This window comes from Variovorax sp. MHTC-1 (assembly GCF_003984645.1).
Taxonomy (GTDB): Bacteria; Pseudomonadota; Gammaproteobacteria; order Burkholderiales; family Burkholderiaceae_C; genus Variovorax.
The window spans coordinates 45,518-65,670 of sequence record NZ_RWKI01000006.1 but is presented as its reverse complement, the minus strand read 5'-3'; the positions used below and the strand labels follow the sequence as shown (position 1 = coordinate 65,670).

The following is a 20,153-nucleotide window of genomic DNA, read 5'->3' as shown; positions in this document are numbered from 1 at the left end:
AGCCGCGAAACGATAAAGAAGGTACCAGATGATCAAGATCGGAATTGTGGACGACCACGCCATCGTGCGCTCCGGCTTGCGCCAGTTCTTCTCGGAGCACGTCGACCTGCGCGTGGCAGGGGAGGCGGCCAGCGGACGCGAGGCGATCGAACTCGTGCGCACCACGGAGCTGGATGTGCTCGTGATGGATCTCTCGATGCCGGGACAAAGCGGGATCGATGCTCTGGCGATGATCCGCGCCAAGGCGCCGGACGTCGGCATCCTCATCCTGAGCGGCTATCCCGAGGAGCACTACGCGATGAACCTGATCCGTCAGGGCGCGAGCGGCTACCTCAACAAGGAGTGCGACCCGATGGAGATCGTGAACGCGATCCGCACCATCTCGCTGGGTCGCCGCTACATCACGCCGGCCGTGGCCGAGCTGCTGGCGCGCCAGCTCGACCGCAAGGACGACGCGGCACCGCATGAGCAGCTGTCGGAACGCGAGTTCCAGGTGTTCCTGAAGCTGGCTAAGGGCGAAACGGCGGGGGACATTGCCAAGACGCTCTCGCTTTCCGTCAAGACCGTCAGTACCTACCGCACGCGCCTGATGGAGAAGATGAATCTCTCCTCCAACAGCGACCTGACGTACTACGCGCTGAAGAACAAGTTGATCGATTGAGATTCCGGCGGCGGCGCCGTCCCCGCGGGGTTGCCGCAAGCTGGAAAGGGCCATCGTTCGACGTGCGGCGTCAACTCGAGCTGGACGGCTGGCGAAGCGCGGAGGACTGCTCGATGCAGAAGTCGATCAGCGCGTCGATCTCGTTCGACTTGTCGAACACGGCGTCGACGCCGAACTGGGCACAGCGTTTGCGTATGTCGGGGGTGGCGTAGTTGCTGAGCACCACCACTTTCTGGTCGGGCCGGCGCGACACGCAAGCCTGCAGCACGCCCAGGCCGCTGCCTTGCTTCAGGAACAGATCGACGATGGCCAGCTCCCATTGGTCGTTGTTCTCGGTCAGCCAGCGGACGGCTTCCGTCTCGGTCTCGGCGAAACCAACGGCTGAGATGCAGGTGAGTTCCTCCAGAGTACCGACGAGATTCTCGCGGATCGTGACGTTGTCTTCGACGATGTAGGTTTTCAATCTGGGGTCCATGGAGAACCGGCGTCTCTCTGGCGATCAAGCTCCGTGGATCATGTCCATGCGCAGGCCGATTCGCAAAATGCTACAAATCAACAGCCCGCATCATGCAGCGTTCGGCGCCCTGCGGCTGTAGGCTTGTTCTTACGGGCGCGAATGATTTCCGACCGTAGGCTTTGCCGCACATCGGCTGCGGTCTAGCGCCGACCCCGGTGCCGGGAGCGCCCGGCTACCGTCGATCCCGATGTGGATCGCTCCGGGGCTCTGCATCTTTCTCCAACGGAAGGCGCCGAGATGAACATCGTGTGGAACTACGTGGCCGTCGGCCTCCTGACCCTGGCGGCCGCCGCAGTCGTGGTGATCGGGGAGACCGCGAACGCCGAACTGAAGCTCGCCGAAGCGGCGAAAAGCGCGGCCGCAGTCGGCTTCACCGCCATCTGCTTCCTCGCGTCCCCCGCATCCATCACCTCGACGCCGGACAAGTAGAAGATGTCTGTGCCGTGACCGCGACCCCCGCCCCCACGCCGCGCCGCTCGATCTGGATCAAGCTTGGCGCGGTGCTGCTGGGGCTGTTCGCGGCCTTCCTGCTGGTGCTGGCTTTCTTCCCCTGGGACGCGCTGCGGGAGCCGGTCAACCGATACGTCAGCGACAAGACCGGCCGCAAGTTCGAGATCACGCGGCGGCTGGACGTGGATCTCGGCTGGCGCGGTGCCACCGTCAAGCTCGACGGCATCGAATTCGCCAATCCTTCCTGGGCCCGCGACCCCTACCTCGTGCGGGCGCAGAGCGCCGAATTGGAACTCAAGCTGTGGCCGCTCCTGGCGCGCAAGGTCGTGATTCCGCGCCTGGCCCTGGTTTCGCCTTCGCTGGGCCTTCAGATGGAAGAGGACGGGCGGCGCACCTGGGCGCTGGGCAAGGACACCGCGGATGAAGCAACGGTGCCGACGATCGGGCTCCTGCAAATCGATGGCGGCGGGCTCGACTTCCTTGCGGAGCATTGGGGCGTGGACCTGCATGCCGATTTCAGCTTCGATACCAGCCGTGGCGACATGCCGCTCAGCTACCGCATCAAGGGCCGCTACCAGCGCCAGCCGCTCACGGCCGAAGGCCGTACCGGCAACGTGCTGCAGCTCAACGCTGCGGGCCAGCCGCCGTTCCCGCTCGAGATCAGCGCGGTCGCGGGCCAGACCCGGCTGAAGGCGCAAGGCACCGTGGCCGAACTCGCCAGCCTGGACGGCGTCGACGCCCGCTTCGAACTCAAGGGCCAGAATCTTGGCGATCTGTACGGGCTGCTCGGCATCGCGCTGCCCCAGACCTCTCCTTATGCCCTCAGCGGCGACTTGAAAAAGCGTGCGAAGCTGTGGGAGGTGCAAGGCCTCAAGGGCAAGCTGGGCCTTTCCGATATCGGCGGCGACATGCAGTTCGACCAGGCACAGAAGCCGCCTTACCTGGCGGGCAGCCTGCGCTCGCGCGTGATGGACATGGACGACCTCGGCCCGCTGATCGGCCTGCCGCCGACCGAGCGTTCGGCCAAGGCAATCGAAGGCGTGGCGCCGCCGCCCACCGTCGCCCAAGTCAAGCGTGCACGCCGCGATTCCGGGCGCAAGGTGCTGCCCACCGCCACTCTGGACTTCGAGCGCTTGCGCGCCATGGATGCCGACGTCAAGTACGCGGCCGACCGCATCCAGAACGTGCGCCAGCTGCCGCTCGACAAGGGCAGCGTGCAGGTAAAGCTGAAGGATGGCGTGCTGACGCTCGACCCACTCGATCTGGGTGTCGCCAGCGGCAGGCTGGCCGGCGCGATCCGCATCGATGCCACAAAGAACCCGGCAGACATCCGCGCGAAGCTGGACGTGCGCGCGATGCAGCTCAACCGCCTGATCCCCAAGGCCGAGACCCTGCGCACCAGCTTTGGAAGACTCGACGGGCGGATCAACCTGTCCGGGCGCGGAAACTCGGTCGCGAGCTGGCTCGGCACCTCCTCCGGGGACGTGGCGGCCATCACCGGCCGAGGACAGTTCAGCAACCTGCTGCTGGAATTCATGGGCCTGGATGGCGGCGAGATCATCAAGTTCCTGCTGCGCGGCGACCGGAACGTCGTCTTGCGCTGCGCCGCGGTCGCCTTCGATGTAGACAAGGGCACGATGAACGGCCGCAGCCTGGTGTTCGACACCGAGGACACGGTCTTCAATGTGAGCGGCGGTGCCAGCCTCGCGAACGAGACGCTGGATTTCGTGGTCCGGCCGGAGCCCAAGGACAGAAGCATTCTTTCGCTGCGCTCGCCGCTGCTCATCGGCGGCACCTTCGCTTCGCCCACCGCCGCCGTCGAAGCGGCCCCTCTGGCGACGCGCGGCATCGCCGCGCTGGCGCTCGGTGTGATCAACCCCTTGCTCGCCCTCTTCGCTACCGTCGAAACCGGCCCCGGCGTCGATGCCGATTGCCAGGACGTGCTGGCCCAGGCGAAGAAGCCGGTCTCCCGGGAGGCAGCCGCCGGCGCTGCCAAGGCGAAGAAGCAGTAGATTTTTTCAGCCTGCGTTCGGCCGGTGTCCGCACACGCTGCAGCCCGGATCGCGGGCGACGCGCAAGGTGTCGAAGGTCGTCCGGCGACCGTCGAACATCAGCAGGTTGCCGGCCAGCGAAGGGGCTATGCCGGCCAAGAGCTTCAGGGCCTCACCGGCCTGCAGGGTGCCGATGGCGCCGACCACCGGCGCGAACACGCCGAGCACGGCGCAGCGCGTTTCCTCGAAGTGGGCATCCGGCGGGAACAAGCAGGCATAGCAGGGCGAGGCCGGATCGCGCGTGTCGTACACGCTCAGCTGGCCATCGAAGCGGATCGCCGCGCCCGCCACCAGCGGCCTGGCATGGGCGACGCAGGCCCGGTTCACCGCATGCCGGGTGCCGAAATTGTCGCTGCAGTCGATCACCACGTCGGCCTCGGCGACCAGCCGGGCGAGCAGCGCATCGTCGGCGCGCAGCCGATGCGTTTCGAGGCGAATGTCCGGATTGATGCGGCGCATCGCCTCGGCCGCCGATTCGACCTTGGCCATGCCCACCCGCGACGTGTCGTGGGCGATCTGGCGCTGCAGGTTGGTGAGATCGACCTCGTCGTCATCGACCAGCGTGATGCGGCCTACGCCGGCCGCCGCAAGATAGAGCAGCACCGGCGACCCGAGCCCGCCGGCACCGATCACCAGCGCACGGCCCGCGCTGACGCGGGCCTGGCCGTCGATGCCGAACTCCTCGAGCAGGATGTGGCGCGAATAGCGCAGCAGATCTTGGTCTTCCATGCGCTGCGCGGTCTCGATCGCCGGGTCGAGGGCTCCCGCGGGGAGCCGCCCGGGATCAGTTTTCCTTCTTTTCTTCCTTGTTCTCGACGATCACCTGCGTCTTGCTCACCAGCACGGGCTGGCCCTTGAGCCGGTTGAAGGCCTGCATGAGCGGGAAGTCCTTGTCGGTGCCGAACTCGGGCACCTTGCGATCCTGCGGGGGCTTCTTGGCTTCTTCCTCGAGCCGCTTGCGGGCTTCGTCGCGGGCCTTTTCACGCTCGGGGTCCTTGTTCTCCGGACCCTGGCCGCTCGCCAGGTGCTTTTCGAGGTCGGCCTCGCGCATGCGCAGCGCGGCGAAGGGGCTGCCTTCGGCGCTTTCGTCGATCAGAACGTTCGGCACGATGCCCTTGGCCTGGATCGAAGTGCCGCTCGGCGTGTAGTAGCGCGCCGTCGTGATCTTGAGGCCGGTGTCGGGGCCGAGCGGGCGCACCGTCTGCACCGAACCCTTGCCGAAGGTCTGGCTGCCCATCACGATGGCGCGCTTGTGGTCCTGCAGGGCGCCGGCCACGATCTCGCTGGCGGAAGCCGAGCCTTCGTTCACGAGCACCACCAGCGGCACCGTCTTGAGCGCCGCAGGGAGGTTGCGCAGCGGATCGCTGCCCGCGCGCCGCTGGTAGAACTCGGGCGCGGCCTTGTAGACCGACTTGCTCTCGGCCAGCTGGCCGTCGGTGGACACGACGGTGACGTTCTCGGGCAGGAAGGCGGCCGAGATCGCCACCGCCGCGTCGAGCAGGCCGCCCGGATCGTTGCGCAGGTCGAGCACCAGGCCCTTGAGATTGGGTTCCTGCTTGTAGATCTCGTCGACCTTCTTGACGAAATCGTCGACCGTGCGTTCCTGGAATTGCGACAGGCGGATCCAGCCGTAGCCCGGCTCCATCACCTTGCCGCGGACCGACTGCGTGCGGATCTCTTCGCGCGTGATGGTCACCGGGAAGGTGCGGTTCTCGTCCTTGCGGAAGATCGTAAGCAGCACCTTGGTGTTGGCTTCGCCGCGCATGCGCTTGACTGCCTCGTTGAGCGTGAGCCCGCGCACTGCGGTGTCGTCGATCTTCGTGATCAGGTCGTTCGGCTTGAGGCCGGCGCGGAAGGCGGGCGAGCCCTCGATCGGCGACACGACCTTGATCAGGTTGTCTTCCTGCGAGATCTCGATGCCCACGCCGACGAAGCGGCCGGTGGTGCCTTCGCGAAATTCCTTGAAGGACTTCTTGTCGAAATACTGGGAATGCGGATCGAGGCCGGCGACCATGCCCGAAATCGCATCCGAGATGAGCTTTTTCTCGTCCACCGGCTCGACGTAGTCGCTCTTCACCATGCCGAACACCGCAGCGAGCTGCTGCAGTTCTTCCAGAGGGAGAGGGGCCAGTGAACCTCGTGCAACAGTTTGCAACGAGACGGTGGTCAGCACGCCGGCCACGGCGCCGGCTGCAACCCAGCCGGTGATTTTCAATTTCTGGCCCATGTGTAAACGTCCTTGTCGCCTGTCGAATCCAATATACACAGCTTGGAAGCAAGTTGTCTGCCGGGGTTCCGCGTACCCGTCGAAGCTGCAGCGGTTTTCCTCACGCCTTGCCCTGCGCAGCCACGGCAGCCACGGCTTTTTCGGCCGCCGCGGCATCGCCGAGGTAATAGTGACGCAGCGGCTTGAGCTCGTCATCCAGCTCATAGACCAGCGGAATGCCGTTCGGGATATTGAGGCCCACGATATCGTCGTCGGAGATGCCGTCGAGGTACTTCACCAGCGCGCGGATCGAATTTCCGTGCGCCGCCACCACCAGACGGCGCCCGGCGCGAATCGCCGGCGCCATCGATTCGTTCCAGAAAGGCAGTACGCGCGCCACCGTGTCCTTCAGGCACTCGGTCAGCGGCACTTGCTCCGGTGCCAGCTTGGCGTAGCGCACATCGCTGCGTTCGCAGCGCGGATCGTTCGGCTCCAGCGGCGGGGGCGGCGTGTTGTAACTGCGGCGCCAGACCAGCACCTGCTCGTCGCCGTACTTCTTGGCGGTTTCGGCCTTGTTGAGGCCCTGCAGCGCGCCATAGTGGCGCTCGTTCAGGCGCCACGAGTGCACCACCGGCAGCCAGGTGCGGTCGAGTTCGTCGAGCGTATGCCAGAGCGTGCGGGTGGCGCGCTTGAGCACGCTGGTGTAGGCGACGTCGAAGTCATAGCCCTCGGCCTTCAGGAGCCGCCCGGCCTGCTTGGCCTGGTCGATGCCGGTGGCCGTCAGGTCGACGTCGGTCCAGCCGGTGAAGCGGTTTTCGAGATTCCAGGTCGATTCGCCGTGGCGGATCAGTACCAGTTTGTGCATGGGGGAAGGCCTTTGGAACGCGAGCGAAAAGTCGACATTCTAAAATCCGGGGTTTGCTACTCAAGGAACACCGTGAAATTCATCGTCGACAACTGGATGCTGATCCTGATCGCGCTCAGCTCGGGTGGCATGCTGGCCTGGCCGCTGCTGCGCGGGGCCACCGCCGGATCGCTCACCGCCCAGGGGGCGGTGCAGCTCATCAACCGCGAGCGGGCGGTGGTGGTCGACGTGCGGGAACCCGAGGAGTATGCCGCGGGCCACGTGACCGGCGCGAAGAACGTGCCGCTCAACCAGCTCGACGAAAAACTCGGTGCCGCGGTCAAGAACAAGTCGGTTCCGCTGCTTCTGATCTGCGCTACCGGGGCCCGGGCACAGCGCGCGGTAGCCACGGCCAAGAAACTCGGCTACGAGCAAGCCCAAGCGGTAGCCGGCGGACTCAAATCCTGGAAAGAGGCTAACCTGCCGATTGAGAAAGCCTGAACTTCCCGGACATACGCACGATGCAAGCCGTCAAGATGTACACCACCGCCGTTTGCCCCTATTGCATTCGAGCCAAGCAAATCCTCAAGTCCAAGGGCGTCGATCAGATCGAGGAGATCCGCATCGACAGCGACCCGCAGGCGCGCATCACGATGATGAACGCGACCCAGCGGCGCACCGTGCCGCAGATCTTCATCGGCAACACCCACGTCGGCGGCTGCGACGACCTGATCGCGCTCGACGGCCGCGGCGGCCTCATCCCGCTGCTGCAAGGCGCCTGAGACCACGGGCGATAATCGCCCCTTCGTCCTCAAAGACCCATCCTCCAGCCCGTTCTCGGGACCTTCTCCCGGCGGGCGTCGTTTTGACCCTCGAAAGTTCAGCCATGGCCGACCAGCAAGCCCAAGATCCCGTCTTCCAGATCCAGCGCGTCTATCTGAAAGACCTGTCGCTCGAGCAGCCCAATTCGCCGGCCATCCTGCTGGAGCAGGAGCAGCCGACCGTCGACATCCAGCTCGGCGTCGATGCCCAGCCCGTGACCGACGGCATCTTCGAGATCACCGTCTCGGCCACGGTGCAGACCAAGATCCAGGACAAGACCGTGTTCCTGGTCGAGGCCAAGCAGGCCGGCATCTTCGAGATCCGCAACCTGCCCGAAGAGCAGATGGGCCCGATCCTCGGCATCGCCTGCCCGCAGATCGTCTATCCCTACCTGCGCGGCAACGTGGCCGACGTGATCCAGCGCGGCGGCTTCCCGCCGGTGCACCTGGCCGAGATCAATTTCCAGGCCATGTTCGAACAGCAGCAGGCCCAGGCGGCGGGGCAGCCCTCGCCGATCGTCACGCAGTAAGCGCAACGCAACTGCGCCGCCGATGAAGATCTGCGTGCTCGGCGCCGGTGCCTGGGGCACGGCGCTGGCGGTCAATGCGGCCGGCCGCCATCCGGTCACCCTGTGGGCGCGCGATGCGGCCCAGGCCGAGGCCATGTCGGCGGCGCGCGAGAACCGGCGCTATCTGCCCGGCATCGCACTCCCTCCATCGCTTGCCATCCGCTCCGGCGATGAGCTCGCCGCGTTGGCGGGCGCCGACCTCGCCATCGTCGCTACGCCGATGGCGGCCTTGCGCGAACAGCTCGTCCTCTTGCGCGACGCCGCCTGTCCGGTGGCCTGGCTTTGCAAGGGCGTCGAGCCGGCGCGCGCCGACCCCGGCGCCGTGGGCCTGCTGGGTCACGAGATCCAGGCCGCCGTCGCGCCCCGTCTGATGGCCGGCGTGCTGAGCGGCCCCAGCTTTGCGCAGGAAGTTGCACAGGGTCGTCCCACGGCGCTCGTCGCCGCCAGTTTCCACCCGCAGCTGCGCGATGCGCTGGTCGCGGCATTCCATGGTCCGACCGTGCGCGTCTATGCCAACGACGACATCGTGGGTGTCGAGGTCGGCGGCGCCGTCAAGAACGTGCTGGCGATCGCGACCGGCCTGGCCGATGGCCTGGCGCTCGGCCTCAACGCGCGCGCCGCACTGATCACGCGCGGCCTGGCCGAAATGACGCGCTTCGGCGTCGCGCTCGGCGCGCGCGCAGATACCTTCATGGGGCTCTCCGGCCTCGGCGACCTGGTCCTCACGGCCACCGGCGATCTCTCGCGCAACCGCAAGGTCGGCCTGCTGCTGGCCCAGGGCAGGACGCTGGCGCAGGCGGTGGACTCGCTGGGCCACGTGGCCGAGGGTGTCTATTGCGCGCGCACCGTGGTGCAGCGCGCGCGCCATCTGGGGGTCGAGATGCCGATCGCCGACAGCGTGGTGGCACTGCTCGATGGCCGCGTGCGGCCGGCGGAAGCGGTCGCGGAACTGATGGGGCGCGAGCCCGGCGTCGAATCGATCTGAACAATGGACGATGTCTTCGATTTTTCTCCGACCCGCGTGACCGAACTCGCGCAGGCCGATGCCGCGCGGGCGCTGCGCGAAGATGCCGGCGACGGCGATCTCACGGCCGGCCTGGTGCCCGCCGGCGGTCGCGCGACGGCGCGGGTGCTGCTGCGTGAAGCTGCCGTGCTGTGCGGCGCCCCGTGGGTGGAGGCGGTCGTGCGGCAGCTCGACCCGCAGGCCCGCATCGCGTGGCACGGCGCAGAAGGCGCGCAGTGCGCCGCCGACCAGACCGTGCTCGAAATTTCCGGCGATGCGCGCGCGCTGCTCACCGCCGAACGCACCGCGCTCAATTTCCTCCAGCTCCTGAGCGCCGTCGCGACGCGCACCGCCGCCTACGTCGACGCGGTCCGCGGCACGCGCGCCGCCATCGTCGACACCCGCAAGACCCTGCCGGGCCTGCGACTCGCGCAGAAGTACGCAGTGCGCATCGGCGGCGGAACCAATCACCGCATCGGCCTCTACGACGCCATCCTGATCAAGGAGAACCACATCGCCGCAGCGGGCGGCGTCAGCGCTGCGCTGCAGGCCGCCGCGCGCGTGGCGGGCCAGGCGAAGTTCGTCGAGATCGAGGTCGAGACGCTGAAGCAACTCGACGAGGCGCTGGCCCAGGGCGCGCGCATGGTGCTGCTGGACAACATGGACCTGCCCACCCTGCGCGAAGCCGTGCGCCGCAACGAGGAGGGCGGAAAGACCCGCGCCGTCCTGGAGATCTCCGGCGGGGTCACACTCGAAAGCGTGCGTGCCCTGGCCGAGACCGGCGTCGATCGCATCTCGGTGGGCGCGCTGACCAAGGACATCAAGGCAGTCGATTTTTCGATGCGCTTCTAGATGGGCTCACCCCCAGGCTTGCCCACTTCGTGTGGTCGCCAATCCCCTCACCGGGGCAACGCCAGCGGCCCGGCAAAGCGGTTCCGCGGTGTTCCTGGAAGGAGAGGACATTTTGCGCAACTGGTAATTGATCAGCCATGGCTACTGCATCTTCCACCGTTATCGATGTCGACTACGAGCAGCCGGCCGAAGCCGGCGCCACCTGCGACACGCGCCACGCCTGGGCCCGCGTCCCGCCCGAGCCGGCGCCGGCCGAACGCGAAGCGTTGAAAGAGCGCATCCGCCGCCTGCTGCGCGAGCGCGATGCGGTGATGGTCTCGCACTACTACGTGCATCCCGACCTGCAGGACCTGGCCGAGGAAACGGGCGGCCTGGTGAGCGATTCGCTCGAGATGGCGCGTTTCGGCCGCGACCATGCGGCGCGGACGCTGGTGGTTTCGGGCGTGCGCTTCATGGGCGAGACCGCGAAGATCCTGTCGCCCGAGAAGCGCGTGCTGATGCCCGACCTCGACGCCACTTGCTCGCTCGATCTCGGCTGCCCGGCCGATGCCTTCAGCGCCTTCTGCGACCGTCATCCGGACCGCACTGTGGTGGTCTATGCCAACACCAGCGCGGCGGTGAAGGCGCGTGCCGACTGGCTGGTCACCTCCAGCTGCGCACTCGACGTGGTGCGTGCGCTGGCGGCCGAGGGGCGCAAGATCCTCTGGGCGCCCGACCGGCACCTGGGCGACTACATCCGGCGCGAAACCGGCGCCGACATGGTGAGCTGGGACGGCGCCTGCATCGTGCACGACGAATTCAAGGCGCTCGAATTGGAGTTGCTGAAGGAGGCCCACCCGGGGGCCAAGGTGCTGGTCCACCCGGAAGCGCCGGCCGACGTGATCGCGCTGGCCGATGCGGTGGGTTCGACCTCCGGCATCCTGGGCGCGGCGCAGCGCATGGACGCCGCCGAGTTCATCGTCGCCACCGACAGCGGCATGCTGCACAAGCTGCGCACGCTCAATCCCGGCAAGGTCTTCATCGAGGCGCCCACGGCCGGCAACGGCGCCACCTGCAAGAGCTGCGCGCACTGCCCGTGGATGGCGATGAACGGCCTGGCCGATCTGGCGCGCGTACTCGAAACGGGCACCGGCGAGATCCACGTCGACCCCGCTTTGGGCCGGCGCGCGCGCGTGCCGATCGACCGCATGCTGGCTTTCACGGCCGGGCTCAAGAACGGCCAGCCGGCCGGCAGCCTGATTGCCGGCATCGGCGCTGCCTGAGCCTCAGGCGCCGAGCTCCAGCGTGCAAGCGTCGCCCAGCGCGTCGCGCCAGATGCGCACCTGCGTGGGTGGCGGCCGCATATCGGCCAGCGCATGGGCAATGAATAGGCAAAGATTTTCCAGCGTGGGAATGCCCAGGCCAGGGACGTCGTCGAGCAGGTGATGGTCGAGGCGTTCGCGCACCGCTTGCAGGTGCTCGCGCAAGAGGCCGAGGTCGATGACCATGCCGGTGGCTGCATCGAGCGAGCCGCGGACGGCGACCTCCGCATGGTAAGTGTGGCCGTGGATGCGGCGGCTGCCTTCGGCGTCGATCTCGCGCCGCAGGGTGTGGGCGGCGTCGAAGAAGAAGCGCTGGCTGATCGTGAATTGCTGAGCGGACATCGGAATGCGTTGCCGGGATTTCATCGAATCCCCGTCAGTTTGTGGGTCTGCAGGCTCAGCCGCCAGCCGGGACGGCGCATGCAGGTATCGATGCACAGGGACGTGTTGTCGGCTTGTGTCGGGCCGTCCATAGGCTGCAGGAAGCGGTGCGCGAAGAAGCTGCCGGCCTGCAGCGCGTCCAGGTCGAGGCCGGGCTGCGGCCACACCACCTTGAGTTCCTGTCCAGTGCGCTGGACCCATGGTGCGCCGGCTTTCGGACTGATGCAAAGCCAATCGATGCCCTCGGGCGCAAGCACGGTGCCGTTGCTTTCCACCGCGATCCGGAAGCGGCGCGCGTGCAGGGCGGAGATCAGCGCAGGGTCCACCTGCAGCAGCGGTTCGCCGCCGGTGAGAACGACCATCCGGTGCTCGGCATCATCGGCGGGCCATTGCGCAGCGATGGTATCGGCGAGCAGCTCGGCGCTCGCGAATTTGCCGCCCAGCGTGCCGTTGGTGCCGACGAAATCGGTATCGCAGAAGCGGCAGACGGCGCTGGCGCGGTCGCTCTCACGGCCGCTCCACAGATTGCAGCCGGCGAAGCGGCAGAACACGGCGGGCATGCCGGCCTGGGCGCCTTCGCCCTGCAGGGTGTAGAAGATCTCCTTGACGCTATAGCTCATGAAGACTCAGAGGTCGAATTCCAGGTTGTCGATCAGCCGCGTGGCACCCAGGCGCGCCGCGGCCAGCGCAACCAGCGGCTCGCCCGGCGCCGGTGCCTGCAGGTCGGCGCGGCGGCGCAGCACCAGGTAGTCGGGCTGCCAGCCGCGCTCCTTCAAGGACTGCATCGCGCGCATCTCGATCGCGGTCAGGTCGCGCTCGCCCGAACGCAGCGCGTCGGCCATGGCTTGCAGGGCCTTCGACAGCTGCACAGCCTCTGCGCGCTCGGTCTCGCTCAGGTAGCCGTTGCGCGAGGACAGCGCCAATCCGTCATCCGCACGCCGGGTCTCGCCGCCCACGATCTCGATCGGCAGCGCGAACTGCCGCACCATGTGGCGGATCACCATCAGCTGCTGGTAGTCCTTCTTGCCGAACACCGCGACGCGCGGCTGCACGCAGGCGAAGAGCTTCATCACCACCGTGCAGACGCCGATGAAGAAGCCGGGCCGGAAATGGCCTTCGAGGATATCGGCCAGCGCGGGGTCGGGGTGCACCTTGCAGGTTTGCGGCTCGGGATAGAGCGCTTTCTCGTCGGGCGCGAACAGAACATCGCAGCCGGCCGAGCGCAGCTTCTCGCAATCGCTCTCCCAGGTGCGCGGGTAGGTGTCGAAGTCCTCGTGCGGCAGGAACTGCAGCCGGTTGACGAAGATGCTGGCCACCGTGACGTCGCCCAGCGGCTTGGCCTGGCGCACCAGGGCCAGGTGGCCGTCGTGCAGGTTGCCCATGGTGGGGACGAAAGCGGGGCGATGGAAGCGGTCCAAATGCTCGCGCAGTTCGGGGATGGTGCGGGCGATGTGCATGGTTGTGATGTGCCTACCAGGCGTGGAGTTGGTCGTCGGGAAAGCTGCCGTCCTTCACGGCGCGCACATAGGCCGCCAAGGCCTGCGCGACGCCCGGCGCATCGGCCATGAAGTTGCGCACGAACTTCGGCATCTTGCCGAGGTTGATGCCCAGCATGTCGTGCAGCACCAGCACCTGGCCCGCGGTGCCGCGGCCGGCGCCGATGCCGACGGTGGCGCAGTGCTTCAGTTCGCCGGTGAGCTCGGCGGCCAGCGCGGCCGGCACCATCTCCAGCACCATCATCGCGGCGCCCGCGTCCTGCAGCGCATGGGCTTGCTGCTTGAGCAGGGCGGCGGCCTCGCTGCCCTTGCCCTGCACGCGGTAGCCGCCCAGCGCGTGCACCGTCTGGGGCGTCAGGCCGAGGTGGGCGCACACCGGGATGCCGCGCTCGACCAGGAAGCGCACGGTCTCGGTGGTCCAGCCGCCGCCTTCGAGCTTGACCATGTGGGCGCCGGCCTGCATCAGCACCGTGGCGCTGGCGAGCGCCTGTTCGCGCGATTCCTGGTAGCTGCCGAAGGGCAGGTCGGCGATCAGCCAGGCCGTGCCCTGCACGCGGCGCAGCCCCCGAAAGACGCTCTCGGTGTGGTAGCGCATCGTGTCCAGCGTCACGCCCACGGTGCTGTGCAGGCCCTGGCAGACCATGCCCACGGAGTCGCCGACCAGGAGGCATTCGACGCCGGCCGCGTCGGCCATGGCGGCGAAGGTGGCGTCGTAGGCGGTCAGCATGGTGATCTTCTCGCCGCGCGCATGCAGGTCGGCCAGGCGCGGCAGGCTCAGCGGTTTGCGCAGCGAGGGCGGGGAGGCGGGCGGCAGGGTGCCGTAGGGGGTGGCGGCGTTCGGCATGGTGGGCTTCTTCAACAATGGCGCAGCGCGCCGCAGGTTCGAACCGGGCGGCGTCAAGCCGCCGGCGGCACCAGGATCGTGGGTGCCGCGGGCGCGGCGAGCGAGGGGTAGTCGCGGCTGAAATGCAGGCCGCGGCTCTCGCGCCGCGCCTGCGCCGAGCGCACGATGAGCTCGGCCACCTGCACCAGGTTGCGCAGCTCCAGCAAGTCGCGCGTGACGTGGAAGTGAGCGTAGAACTCGTGGATCTCCGCCGCCAGCAGCGCGATGCGGTGGGCGGCGCGCTCCAGCCGCTTGTTGGTGCGCACGATGCCCACGTAGTCCCACATGAAACGGCGCAGCTCGTCCCAGTTGTGCGAGATCACTACTGTCTCGTCGGCATCGGTGACGCGGCTGTCGTCCCAGGGCGGCAGCTCGGCACCGGCGTGCGCGGGCGTCTCGGCGATGGCCTGAGCGGCGGCGCGCGCGAACACCATGCACTCGACCAGCGAGTTGCTGGCCAGGCGGTTGGCGCCGTGCAGGCCGGTGCAGGCGGTTTCGCCGATGGCGTAGAGGCCCGGCACGTCGGTGCGGCCGGCGAGGTCGCTCAGCACGCCGCCGCAGGTGTAATGCGCGGCCGGCACCACGGGAATGGGCTCGCGCGTGATGTCGATGCCCAGCTCCGCGCAGCGCGCGAGGATGTTGGGAAAGTGTTCCTGCAGGAAGGCCGGGCTCTGGTGCGAGATGTCCAGGTGCACGCAGTCCAACCCGTGCTTCTTCATCTCGAAGTCGATGGCGCGTGCCACCACGTCGCGCGGCGCGAGCTCGGCGCGCGCATCGTGCTCCGGCATGAAGCGCGTTCCATCGGGAAGCAAAAGCCGCCCGCCTTCGCCGCGCACCGCTTCGCTGATGAGGAAGGACTTGGCATGCGGGTGGTACAGGCAGGTCGGATGGAACTGGATGAACTCCATGTTCGCCACCCGGCAGCCTGCGCGCCAGGCTGCGGCGATGCCGTCGCCGGTGGCCGTGTCGGGATTGGTGGTGTAGAGGTAGACCTTGCCGGCGCCGCCGGTGGCCAGGATGGTGTGCGGCGCGCGGAAGGTGATCACTTCGTCGGTCGCCTCGTCCAGCGCATAGAGACCCAGGCAGGCCGGGTCGGCCAGCCCGAGCTTGCGGCCGGTGATCAGGTCGACCAGCGTGTGTTCCTCGAACAGCGTGATGCCGGGCGTGCGGCGCACGATCTCGATCAGCGTGCGCTGCACCGCGGCGCCGGTGGCGTCGGTCACGTGCGCGATGCGGCGCTGGCTGTGGCCGCCTTCGCGCGTCAGGTGCAGCTCGCCGTTCTCGAGCGAGAAGGGAACGCCGAGTTCGCGCAGCCAGGCGATGGCCTCGGGTGCATGCTCGACCACGAAGCGGGTGGCGGCCAGGTCGCAGAGGCCGGCGCCGGCGACCAGCGTGTCGTCCACGTGGGACTGCAGGCTGTCCCCTTCGCCCAGCACGGCCGCGATGCCGCCCTGCGCCCACTGGCTGGAGCCGTCGTTCAGCGCGCGCTTGGTGAGCACGGCCACACGGTGCCTGGGCGCCAGGTGCAGCGCGGCGCTGAGGCCGGCGAGGCCGCTGCCGACGATGAGGACGTCGAAGTCGTGCATATATCGCTCACCCCCAGGCTTGCCCACTTCGTGTGGCCGCCACCCCCCTCACCGGGGGCGACACCAGCGGCCCGGCAAAGCCGGTTCCGCGGTGTCTCCCGAATGGGCCTGGCTTCGTCGGCCTCGAATTGATGACCACGGGTCGGGCAACGGCGGGCCGGCGCGCTGTATAGGGCGACATCATGCGGGCGAGTAGGCCAGCCGCACGTAGATCGGCGCGAAGGCCTCGGCCTGCGTGATGTCGATCAGCGTTTCCTTCGCGAGCTCGAGCATCGCGATGAAGGTGACGATCAGCACCGGCACGCCGCGCGTCACGTCGAACAGCTTCTCGAACTCGACGAACTGCCGCCCCTGCAGGTGGCGCAGCACGATGCTCATGTGCTCGCGCACGCTGAGCTCCTCGCGCGAGATCTTGTGGTGCTGGATGAGCTTGGCGCGCTTCATGATGTCGGCCCAGGCCTCGCGCAGGTCGACCACGTTCACGTCGGGGAAACGCGGCTTGAGCGACTGCTCGATGTAGACCTGCGCCTTCCAGAAATCGCGCCCGGCCTGCGGCATCGCGCTGATCGAAGCGGCCTGCAGCTTGGCCTGCTCGTACTCGAGCAGGCGGCGCACCAGTTCCGCGCGCGGGTCCTCGACCTCCTCGCCCTCGGCGGTCTTCTTGGGCGGCAGCAGCATGCGCGACTTGATCTCGATCAGCATCGCGGCCATCAGCAGGTACTCGGCCGCGAGCTCGAGGTTGGTCTGGCGCACCTGGTCCACATAGGTCAGGTACTGGCGCGTCAGCCCCGCCATCGGGATGTCGAGGATGTTGAAGTTCTGCTTGCGGATCAGGTAAAGCAGCAGGTCCAGCGGCCCTTCGAAGGCCTCGAGAAAGACCTGCAGCGCCTCGGGCGGGATGTAGAGGTCGTTCGGCAGTGCGAACAGCGGCTCGCCGTAGAGCCGCGCGAGCGCGACCTGGTCGATCACTTCCGGCATCGCGGCGATCGGCGGCGCGTCTTCGTCGATGACGTCCTCCGCCTCCACGGCGCGGGCATCGTCGCCCGCCATGGTGGCCCGGGAGTGCGCTACAGGCCGGATGGGCACTTGTTACTTCACGCGCGTCTGGTAGACGTAGGGCTGCTGCGGCACATTGGCCTGGCCGTATTCCTCGAGCGCGTCGCGGTCGAGGTGCTTGTCCCACAGCAGTGCGCGGCCGGCGCGCTGTTCGGCTTCGAGCGTCGGCTTCTTTTCCTTCATCTCTTCGATGAAGTTCGTGATCTCGGAGGTGTAGTGGGGGCGGGCGAAGATGGACATGGGGGTTTGGACCTTTGCGGCGAATTTTACCGGGGCTCAATCCCGGTCTTCCCGCACCGGTGGATTCCTCATTGTTGGAGGAGGTGCCATACGCTAGCGTGGCGGCTCCAAACACCACAGGAGATGCTCATGCGCCGACGTTCGCTGTCCCTCGTTGCCATGGCCGTGGCGGCCATTGGCCTGGTTGCCTGCAGCGGCATGAGCCGCGCGCCGCAGAGCAAGATGAGCTTCTTCGTGACCAGCGCGAATCCCGGCAAGGGCGCCGATTTCGGCGGCCTCGCGGGCGCCGACCGCTACTGTCAGAGCCTCGCGGCGAGTGCCGGCGCGGGTGGCCGGAGCTGGCGCGCCTACCTGAGCAGCAGCGCCATGGCAGGCAGCCCGGCAGTCAATGCGCGCGACCGCATCGGCAACGGCCCCTGGTTCAATGCCAAGGGCGAGCAGATCGCCAGCAGCGTGGACGACCTGCACGGTACCGGCAACAAGCTCAGCAAGCAGACGGCACTGACCGAAAAAGGCCAGATCGTCAGCGGGGGCGGCGACGCCGTCAACCTGCACGACATCCTGACCGGCTCGTCGACCGAAGGCCGTGCCGTGAGCAGCGACAAGGACACCACCTGCGGCAATTGGACCAAGAGCGGCGACGGATCTGCCATCGTCGGCCACCACGACCGCAGGGGGCTGGACGACAGTCCGCCTGCGAAGTCCTGGAACTCCTCGCATGCCACGCAGGGCTGCAGCATGGATGCGCTCAAAAGGACCGGCGGCGGAGGCCTGCTCTATTGCTTCGCGCAGAATTGAGCGGTGCAAAAACCAAACAGACGAAATAGCAAGGCCTGCGCGCTCGCCCTTTTTCTGGCGGCCACGCTTGGCCTCTCAGGCTGCGACCCGCAGCGCATCAGCGAACTGGAAGAGGGCGTCTCGACCGAGGCCGACGTGCGGGCCCGCTTCGGCCAGCCCGAGAACATCTGGGATTCGCCCGCGGGCCGCGTCTTCGAATACAACCGCCAGCCCGCGGGCCAGAAGAACTACATGATCACCATCGGGGCCGACGGCAAGATGAGCGCGCTGCGCCAGGTGCTCACGCCCGAGAACTTCGCCCGCGTCCAGCCCGGCATGGCGATGGAGGACCTGCGCAAGCTGCTCGGCAAGCCGGCGCGGCGCACGCCGTACCCGCTCAAGAACGAGACCGCCTGGGAATGGCGCTGGGTCCAGCCGCCGAATTCGCCGATGGTGTTCGTCGCCACGCTCAACGACGACCAGCGGGTGGTGAGCTCCGGTTCCTCGCCGGACCGAAGCACCGAAGCCAATTCAAATTAGTGGGCGGCCGGGGCTGGCACGCCGGAGGTGATCTCGTCCGCGAAGCCCGAGCGCACGATCACTTCGAGCGGCTGCGGCTGCAGCGACTCGATGCGCAGCACGCCGTCGCGCGCCAGCACGGCCTTGTGCAACTGGCGAAGCGCATCGAGACCGGTGGCGTCGAGCGAGATCAGCTGCATGGCATCGAGCACCACCGTCATGCCCCGCGGTGCGCGCTCGACGGCTTGCACGGTCGGGTCCAGCTTGGCGGCGGCGCCGAAGAACAGTGCGCCGTAGAGCCTGAAGGTCAGCACCGGCGGCTGCAGCGACACCATCTCGACGCTGAAGAGCGTGCTCATGCGCCGGATGAACAAGGCGCAGGCGAGCACGATGCCTGCCTGCACCGCCACCGTGAGATCGAACACCACCGTGAGGAAGAAGGTGCCGAGCATCAGAAGCCTGTAGTGCCGGCTGAAGCGGCGCAGCATGTAGGGCGAGAACTCGCGCCACTCGCCCATGTTCCAGGCCACGAAGACCAGGATGCCGGCCAGCACCGCCAGCGGCACGTGCTGCGCGAGCGGCGCCGCCACCAGCACCACCACCAGCAGCGTGAGCGCGTGAACGATGCCGGCGATGGGCGAGCTGGCACCGGCGCGCACGTTGGTTACGGTGCGCGCGATGGTGCCGGTGGCCGGCATGCCGCCGAAGAAAGGCGTGACCAGGTTGGCGATGCCCTGCGCCATCAGTTCCTGGTTGGGGTCGTGGCGCGGCTGGCCGCTGGCCTGGTCTGCCACGCGCGCGCACAGGAGCGACTCGATCGCGCCGAGCAGCGCAATGGTGATCGTGGGCGTCACCAGCTGCTTGACGGTTTCCCAGGAGAAATCGGGCAGCGCGAAGCCTGGCACGCCCTCGGGAATGCCGCCGAAGCGCGTGCCGATGGTCTCCACCGGCAGGTTGAAGCCCCAGGACACCAGCGTCAGCGTGACCAGTGCGACGATCGGCCCCGGCATCCGCGAGCCGGCGCGCACGGCGCGCAGCTCGGTCATGCGGCCCAGCACCAGGTGCACCGCGTAGCCGAAGCGCGTCTTGTCGTGCAGGAGCTTCGGCCAGGCGAACAGGCCGATGAGGCAGACCAGGCCGAGCCCGAAGGCGTAGAGATTGAAGCTGCCGAGGTTCGTGGCCAGCGTGTGCAGCTGGGAGAACATGTCGGCCGGCATCTTGGCGATCGAGAGGCCGAGCCAGTCCTTGAGCTGCGAGATCAGGATCAGCGCCGCGATGCCGTTGGTGAAGCCGATCACGATCGACACCGGTACGTAGCGGATCAGGTTGCCGAGTCGGAACAGCCCCATCACGAACAGCAGCACGCCCGCGCAGGCGGTCGCGATCAGCAGGTTCGCCACGCCGTAGCGCTCGACGATGCCGTAGACGATCACGATGAAGGCGCCCGCCGGCCCGCCGATCTGCACTGCCGAGCCGCCGAGGGCCGAGATCAGGAAGCCCGCGATGATCGCGGTCCAGATACCGGCCTCGGGCTTGAGCCCGGAAGCGATCGCGAAGGCCATCGCGAGCGGCAGCGCCACGATGCCCACCGTGGCGCCGGCGCCGAGGTCCTTGAAGAAGCGTTCCCTGTCGTAGCCGGCCAGCGCGTCGATCAGTCGGGGGCGGAAGCGTGCGAACTCCAGGGGTGATGCCATGGCGCTATTGTGGACGCGCCTTCCGCTTCAGCGGTCTTCTTCGCCTTCGGGCAGCGCGGCATCGGCTGCGGCGCCCACGGCCTTGCCCGCGATGCGGGCCGTGCCGATCGCCGCATCGGCAGCCAGGCCGACCGCGCCCGCGCCCACGCTCACCGCCGTGCTGGCGACAGTGACGACTGCGCAGCCGGAGAGCGGCAGGCCGAAGGCCAGGGTCAGGGCGGCGATGAGGACGCAGCGGTTCATGAG

General features: G+C 67.6%; 24 protein-coding genes. 11 read left to right on the top strand and 13 right to left on the bottom strand.

All coding sequences use genetic code 11. From position 1 onward, the window contains the following. The first annotated feature begins 28 nt into the window (after nt 1-28). Entirely contained in the window at nt 29-661 is a 633-nt protein-coding gene (locus EJI01_RS12095) for a response regulator transcription factor (RefSeq protein ID WP_015866882.1), read from the top strand. 70 nt (nt 662-731) lie between these two features. On the opposite strand, the gene EJI01_RS12090 is transcribed toward EJI01_RS12095, so the two are convergent. Next, complete coding sequence (locus tag EJI01_RS12090) at nt 732-1,136, bottom strand: response regulator (protein WP_126837369.1); 405 nt, start codon at nt 1,134-1,136, stop codon at nt 732-734. 279 nt (nt 1,137-1,415) lie between these two features. On the opposite strand from EJI01_RS12090, the gene EJI01_RS12085 reads away from it, so the two are divergent. Beyond that, on the top strand, nt 1,416-1,607 hold the full coding sequence (locus EJI01_RS12085) for a hypothetical protein (protein ID WP_126837368.1): 192 nt from the start codon (nt 1,416-1,418) through the stop codon (nt 1,605-1,607). Nucleotides 1,608-1,621: 14 nt separating this feature from the next. Continuing rightward, the gene (locus EJI01_RS12080; RefSeq protein WP_126837367.1) at nt 1,622-3,640 is read left to right on the top strand and encodes an AsmA family protein; all 2,019 of its coding nucleotides are present in this window, start codon (nt 1,622-1,624) and stop codon (nt 3,638-3,640) included. A 6-nt stretch (nt 3,641-3,646) separates the two neighbouring features. Here EJI01_RS12080 and EJI01_RS12075 read toward each other — a convergent pair whose 3' ends face one another. The 3 genes from EJI01_RS12075 to gpmA form a co-directional block, all read right to left on the bottom strand. Then, a complete protein-coding gene (locus tag EJI01_RS12075; RefSeq protein ID WP_126837366.1) occupies nt 3,647-4,408 on the bottom strand; it encodes a HesA/MoeB/ThiF family protein in 762 nt (253 codons plus the stop codon). A gap of 55 nt (nt 4,409-4,463) precedes the next feature. Beyond that, nucleotides 4,464-5,906 (bottom strand): S41 family peptidase, encoded by a 1,443-nt coding sequence (locus EJI01_RS12070; protein WP_126837365.1) that lies wholly within the window; start codon nt 5,904-5,906, stop codon nt 4,464-4,466. Nucleotides 5,907-6,006: 100 nt separating this feature from the next. Further along, on the bottom strand, nt 6,007-6,750 hold the full coding sequence (gpmA, locus tag EJI01_RS12065) for a 2,3-diphosphoglycerate-dependent phosphoglycerate mutase (RefSeq protein ID WP_126837364.1): 744 nt from the start codon (nt 6,748-6,750) through the stop codon (nt 6,007-6,009). A 72-nt stretch (nt 6,751-6,822) separates the two neighbouring features. On the opposite strand from gpmA, the gene EJI01_RS12060 reads away from it, so the two are divergent. The 6 genes from EJI01_RS12060 to nadA all read left to right on the top strand — a co-directional run bounded on the left by EJI01_RS12060 (nt 6,823) and on the right by nadA (nt 11,236). Beyond that, on the top strand, nt 6,823-7,230 hold the full coding sequence (locus EJI01_RS12060; RefSeq protein WP_126837363.1) for a rhodanese-like domain-containing protein: 408 nt from the start codon (nt 6,823-6,825) through the stop codon (nt 7,228-7,230). 20 nt (nt 7,231-7,250) lie between these two features. Continuing rightward, entirely contained in the window at nt 7,251-7,511 is a 261-nt protein-coding gene (gene grxC, locus EJI01_RS12055) for a glutaredoxin 3 (protein WP_126837362.1), read from the top strand. 104 nt (nt 7,512-7,615) lie between these two features. Next, nucleotides 7,616-8,080: a protein-export chaperone SecB gene (gene secB, locus EJI01_RS12050; protein WP_126837361.1), complete on the top strand. Its 465-nt coding sequence runs from the start codon at nt 7,616-7,618 to the stop codon at nt 8,078-8,080. Nucleotides 8,081-8,102: 22 nt separating this feature from the next. Beyond that, on the top strand, nt 8,103-9,104 hold the full coding sequence (locus EJI01_RS12045; RefSeq protein ID WP_126837360.1) for an NAD(P)H-dependent glycerol-3-phosphate dehydrogenase: 1,002 nt from the start codon (nt 8,103-8,105) through the stop codon (nt 9,102-9,104). A 3-nt stretch (nt 9,105-9,107) separates the two neighbouring features. Then, nucleotides 9,108-9,974, top strand: a complete 867-nt coding sequence (gene nadC / locus EJI01_RS12040) for a carboxylating nicotinate-nucleotide diphosphorylase (protein WP_126837359.1) — start codon at nt 9,108-9,110, stop codon at nt 9,972-9,974. A 137-nt stretch (nt 9,975-10,111) separates the two neighbouring features. Beyond that, nucleotides 10,112-11,236 carry a quinolinate synthase NadA gene (gene nadA / locus EJI01_RS12035; protein ID WP_126837358.1) on the top strand — a complete coding sequence of 375 codons (1,125 nt, stop codon included), beginning with the start codon at nt 10,112-10,114 and terminating at the stop codon, nt 11,234-11,236. Between the two features lie 3 nt (nt 11,237-11,239). Here the strand turns inward: nadA and EJI01_RS12030 are convergent, their stop codons facing one another. From EJI01_RS12030 to EJI01_RS12000, 7 genes are all read right to left on the bottom strand, one after another. Then, on the bottom strand, nt 11,240-11,617 hold the full coding sequence (locus tag EJI01_RS12030) for a 6-carboxytetrahydropterin synthase (RefSeq protein WP_126837690.1): 378 nt from the start codon (nt 11,615-11,617) through the stop codon (nt 11,240-11,242). A gap of 20 nt (nt 11,618-11,637) precedes the next feature. Further along, the gene (gene queE, locus EJI01_RS12025; RefSeq protein ID WP_126837357.1) at nt 11,638-12,276 is read right to left on the bottom strand and encodes a 7-carboxy-7-deazaguanine synthase; all 639 of its coding nucleotides are present in this window, start codon (nt 12,274-12,276) and stop codon (nt 11,638-11,640) included. A gap of 6 nt (nt 12,277-12,282) precedes the next feature. Continuing rightward, entirely contained in the window at nt 12,283-13,113 is an 831-nt protein-coding gene (gene panC / locus EJI01_RS12020; protein WP_126837356.1) for a pantoate--beta-alanine ligase, read from the bottom strand. A 13-nt stretch (nt 13,114-13,126) separates the two neighbouring features. Further along, a complete protein-coding gene (gene panB, locus EJI01_RS12015; protein ID WP_126837355.1) occupies nt 13,127-13,996 on the bottom strand; it encodes a 3-methyl-2-oxobutanoate hydroxymethyltransferase in 870 nt (289 codons plus the stop codon). A gap of 53 nt (nt 13,997-14,049) precedes the next feature. Further along, a complete protein-coding gene (gene nadB, locus EJI01_RS12010) occupies nt 14,050-15,621 on the bottom strand; it encodes an L-aspartate oxidase (protein WP_126837354.1) in 1,572 nt (523 codons plus the stop codon). 180 nt (nt 15,622-15,801) lie between these two features. Continuing rightward, on the bottom strand, nt 15,802-16,599 hold the full coding sequence (locus tag EJI01_RS12005) for a segregation and condensation protein A (RefSeq protein WP_126837689.1): 798 nt from the start codon (nt 16,597-16,599) through the stop codon (nt 15,802-15,804). 111 nt (nt 16,600-16,710) lie between these two features. Next, on the bottom strand, nt 16,711-16,917 hold the full coding sequence (locus tag EJI01_RS12000; protein ID WP_093105897.1) for a DUF3460 family protein: 207 nt from the start codon (nt 16,915-16,917) through the stop codon (nt 16,711-16,713). A 129-nt stretch (nt 16,918-17,046) separates the two neighbouring features. Here EJI01_RS12000 and EJI01_RS11995 point away from each other — a divergent pair, with 129 nt between their 5' ends. Then, entirely contained in the window at nt 17,047-17,715 is a 669-nt protein-coding gene (locus EJI01_RS11995) for a hypothetical protein (RefSeq protein WP_126837353.1), read from the top strand. A 3-nt stretch (nt 17,716-17,718) separates the two neighbouring features. After that, nucleotides 17,719-18,234 carry an outer membrane protein assembly factor BamE gene (locus tag EJI01_RS11990; protein ID WP_409513946.1) on the top strand — a complete coding sequence of 172 codons (516 nt, stop codon included), beginning with the start codon at nt 17,719-17,721 and terminating at the stop codon, nt 18,232-18,234. Here EJI01_RS11990 and EJI01_RS11985 read toward each other — a convergent pair. Together EJI01_RS11985 and EJI01_RS11980 are read right to left on the bottom strand one after the other, a co-directional pair. Then, nucleotides 18,231-19,907, bottom strand: a complete 1,677-nt coding sequence (locus EJI01_RS11985) for a SulP family inorganic anion transporter (RefSeq protein WP_126837352.1) — start codon at nt 19,905-19,907, stop codon at nt 18,231-18,233. The genes EJI01_RS11990 and EJI01_RS11985 overlap by 4 nt on opposite strands. Nucleotides 19,908-19,934: 27 nt before the next feature. After that, the gene (locus EJI01_RS11980) at nt 19,935-20,150 is read right to left on the bottom strand and encodes a hypothetical protein (RefSeq protein ID WP_126837351.1); all 216 of its coding nucleotides are present in this window, start codon (nt 20,148-20,150) and stop codon (nt 19,935-19,937) included. Nucleotides 20,151-20,153: the final 3 nt, after the last annotated feature.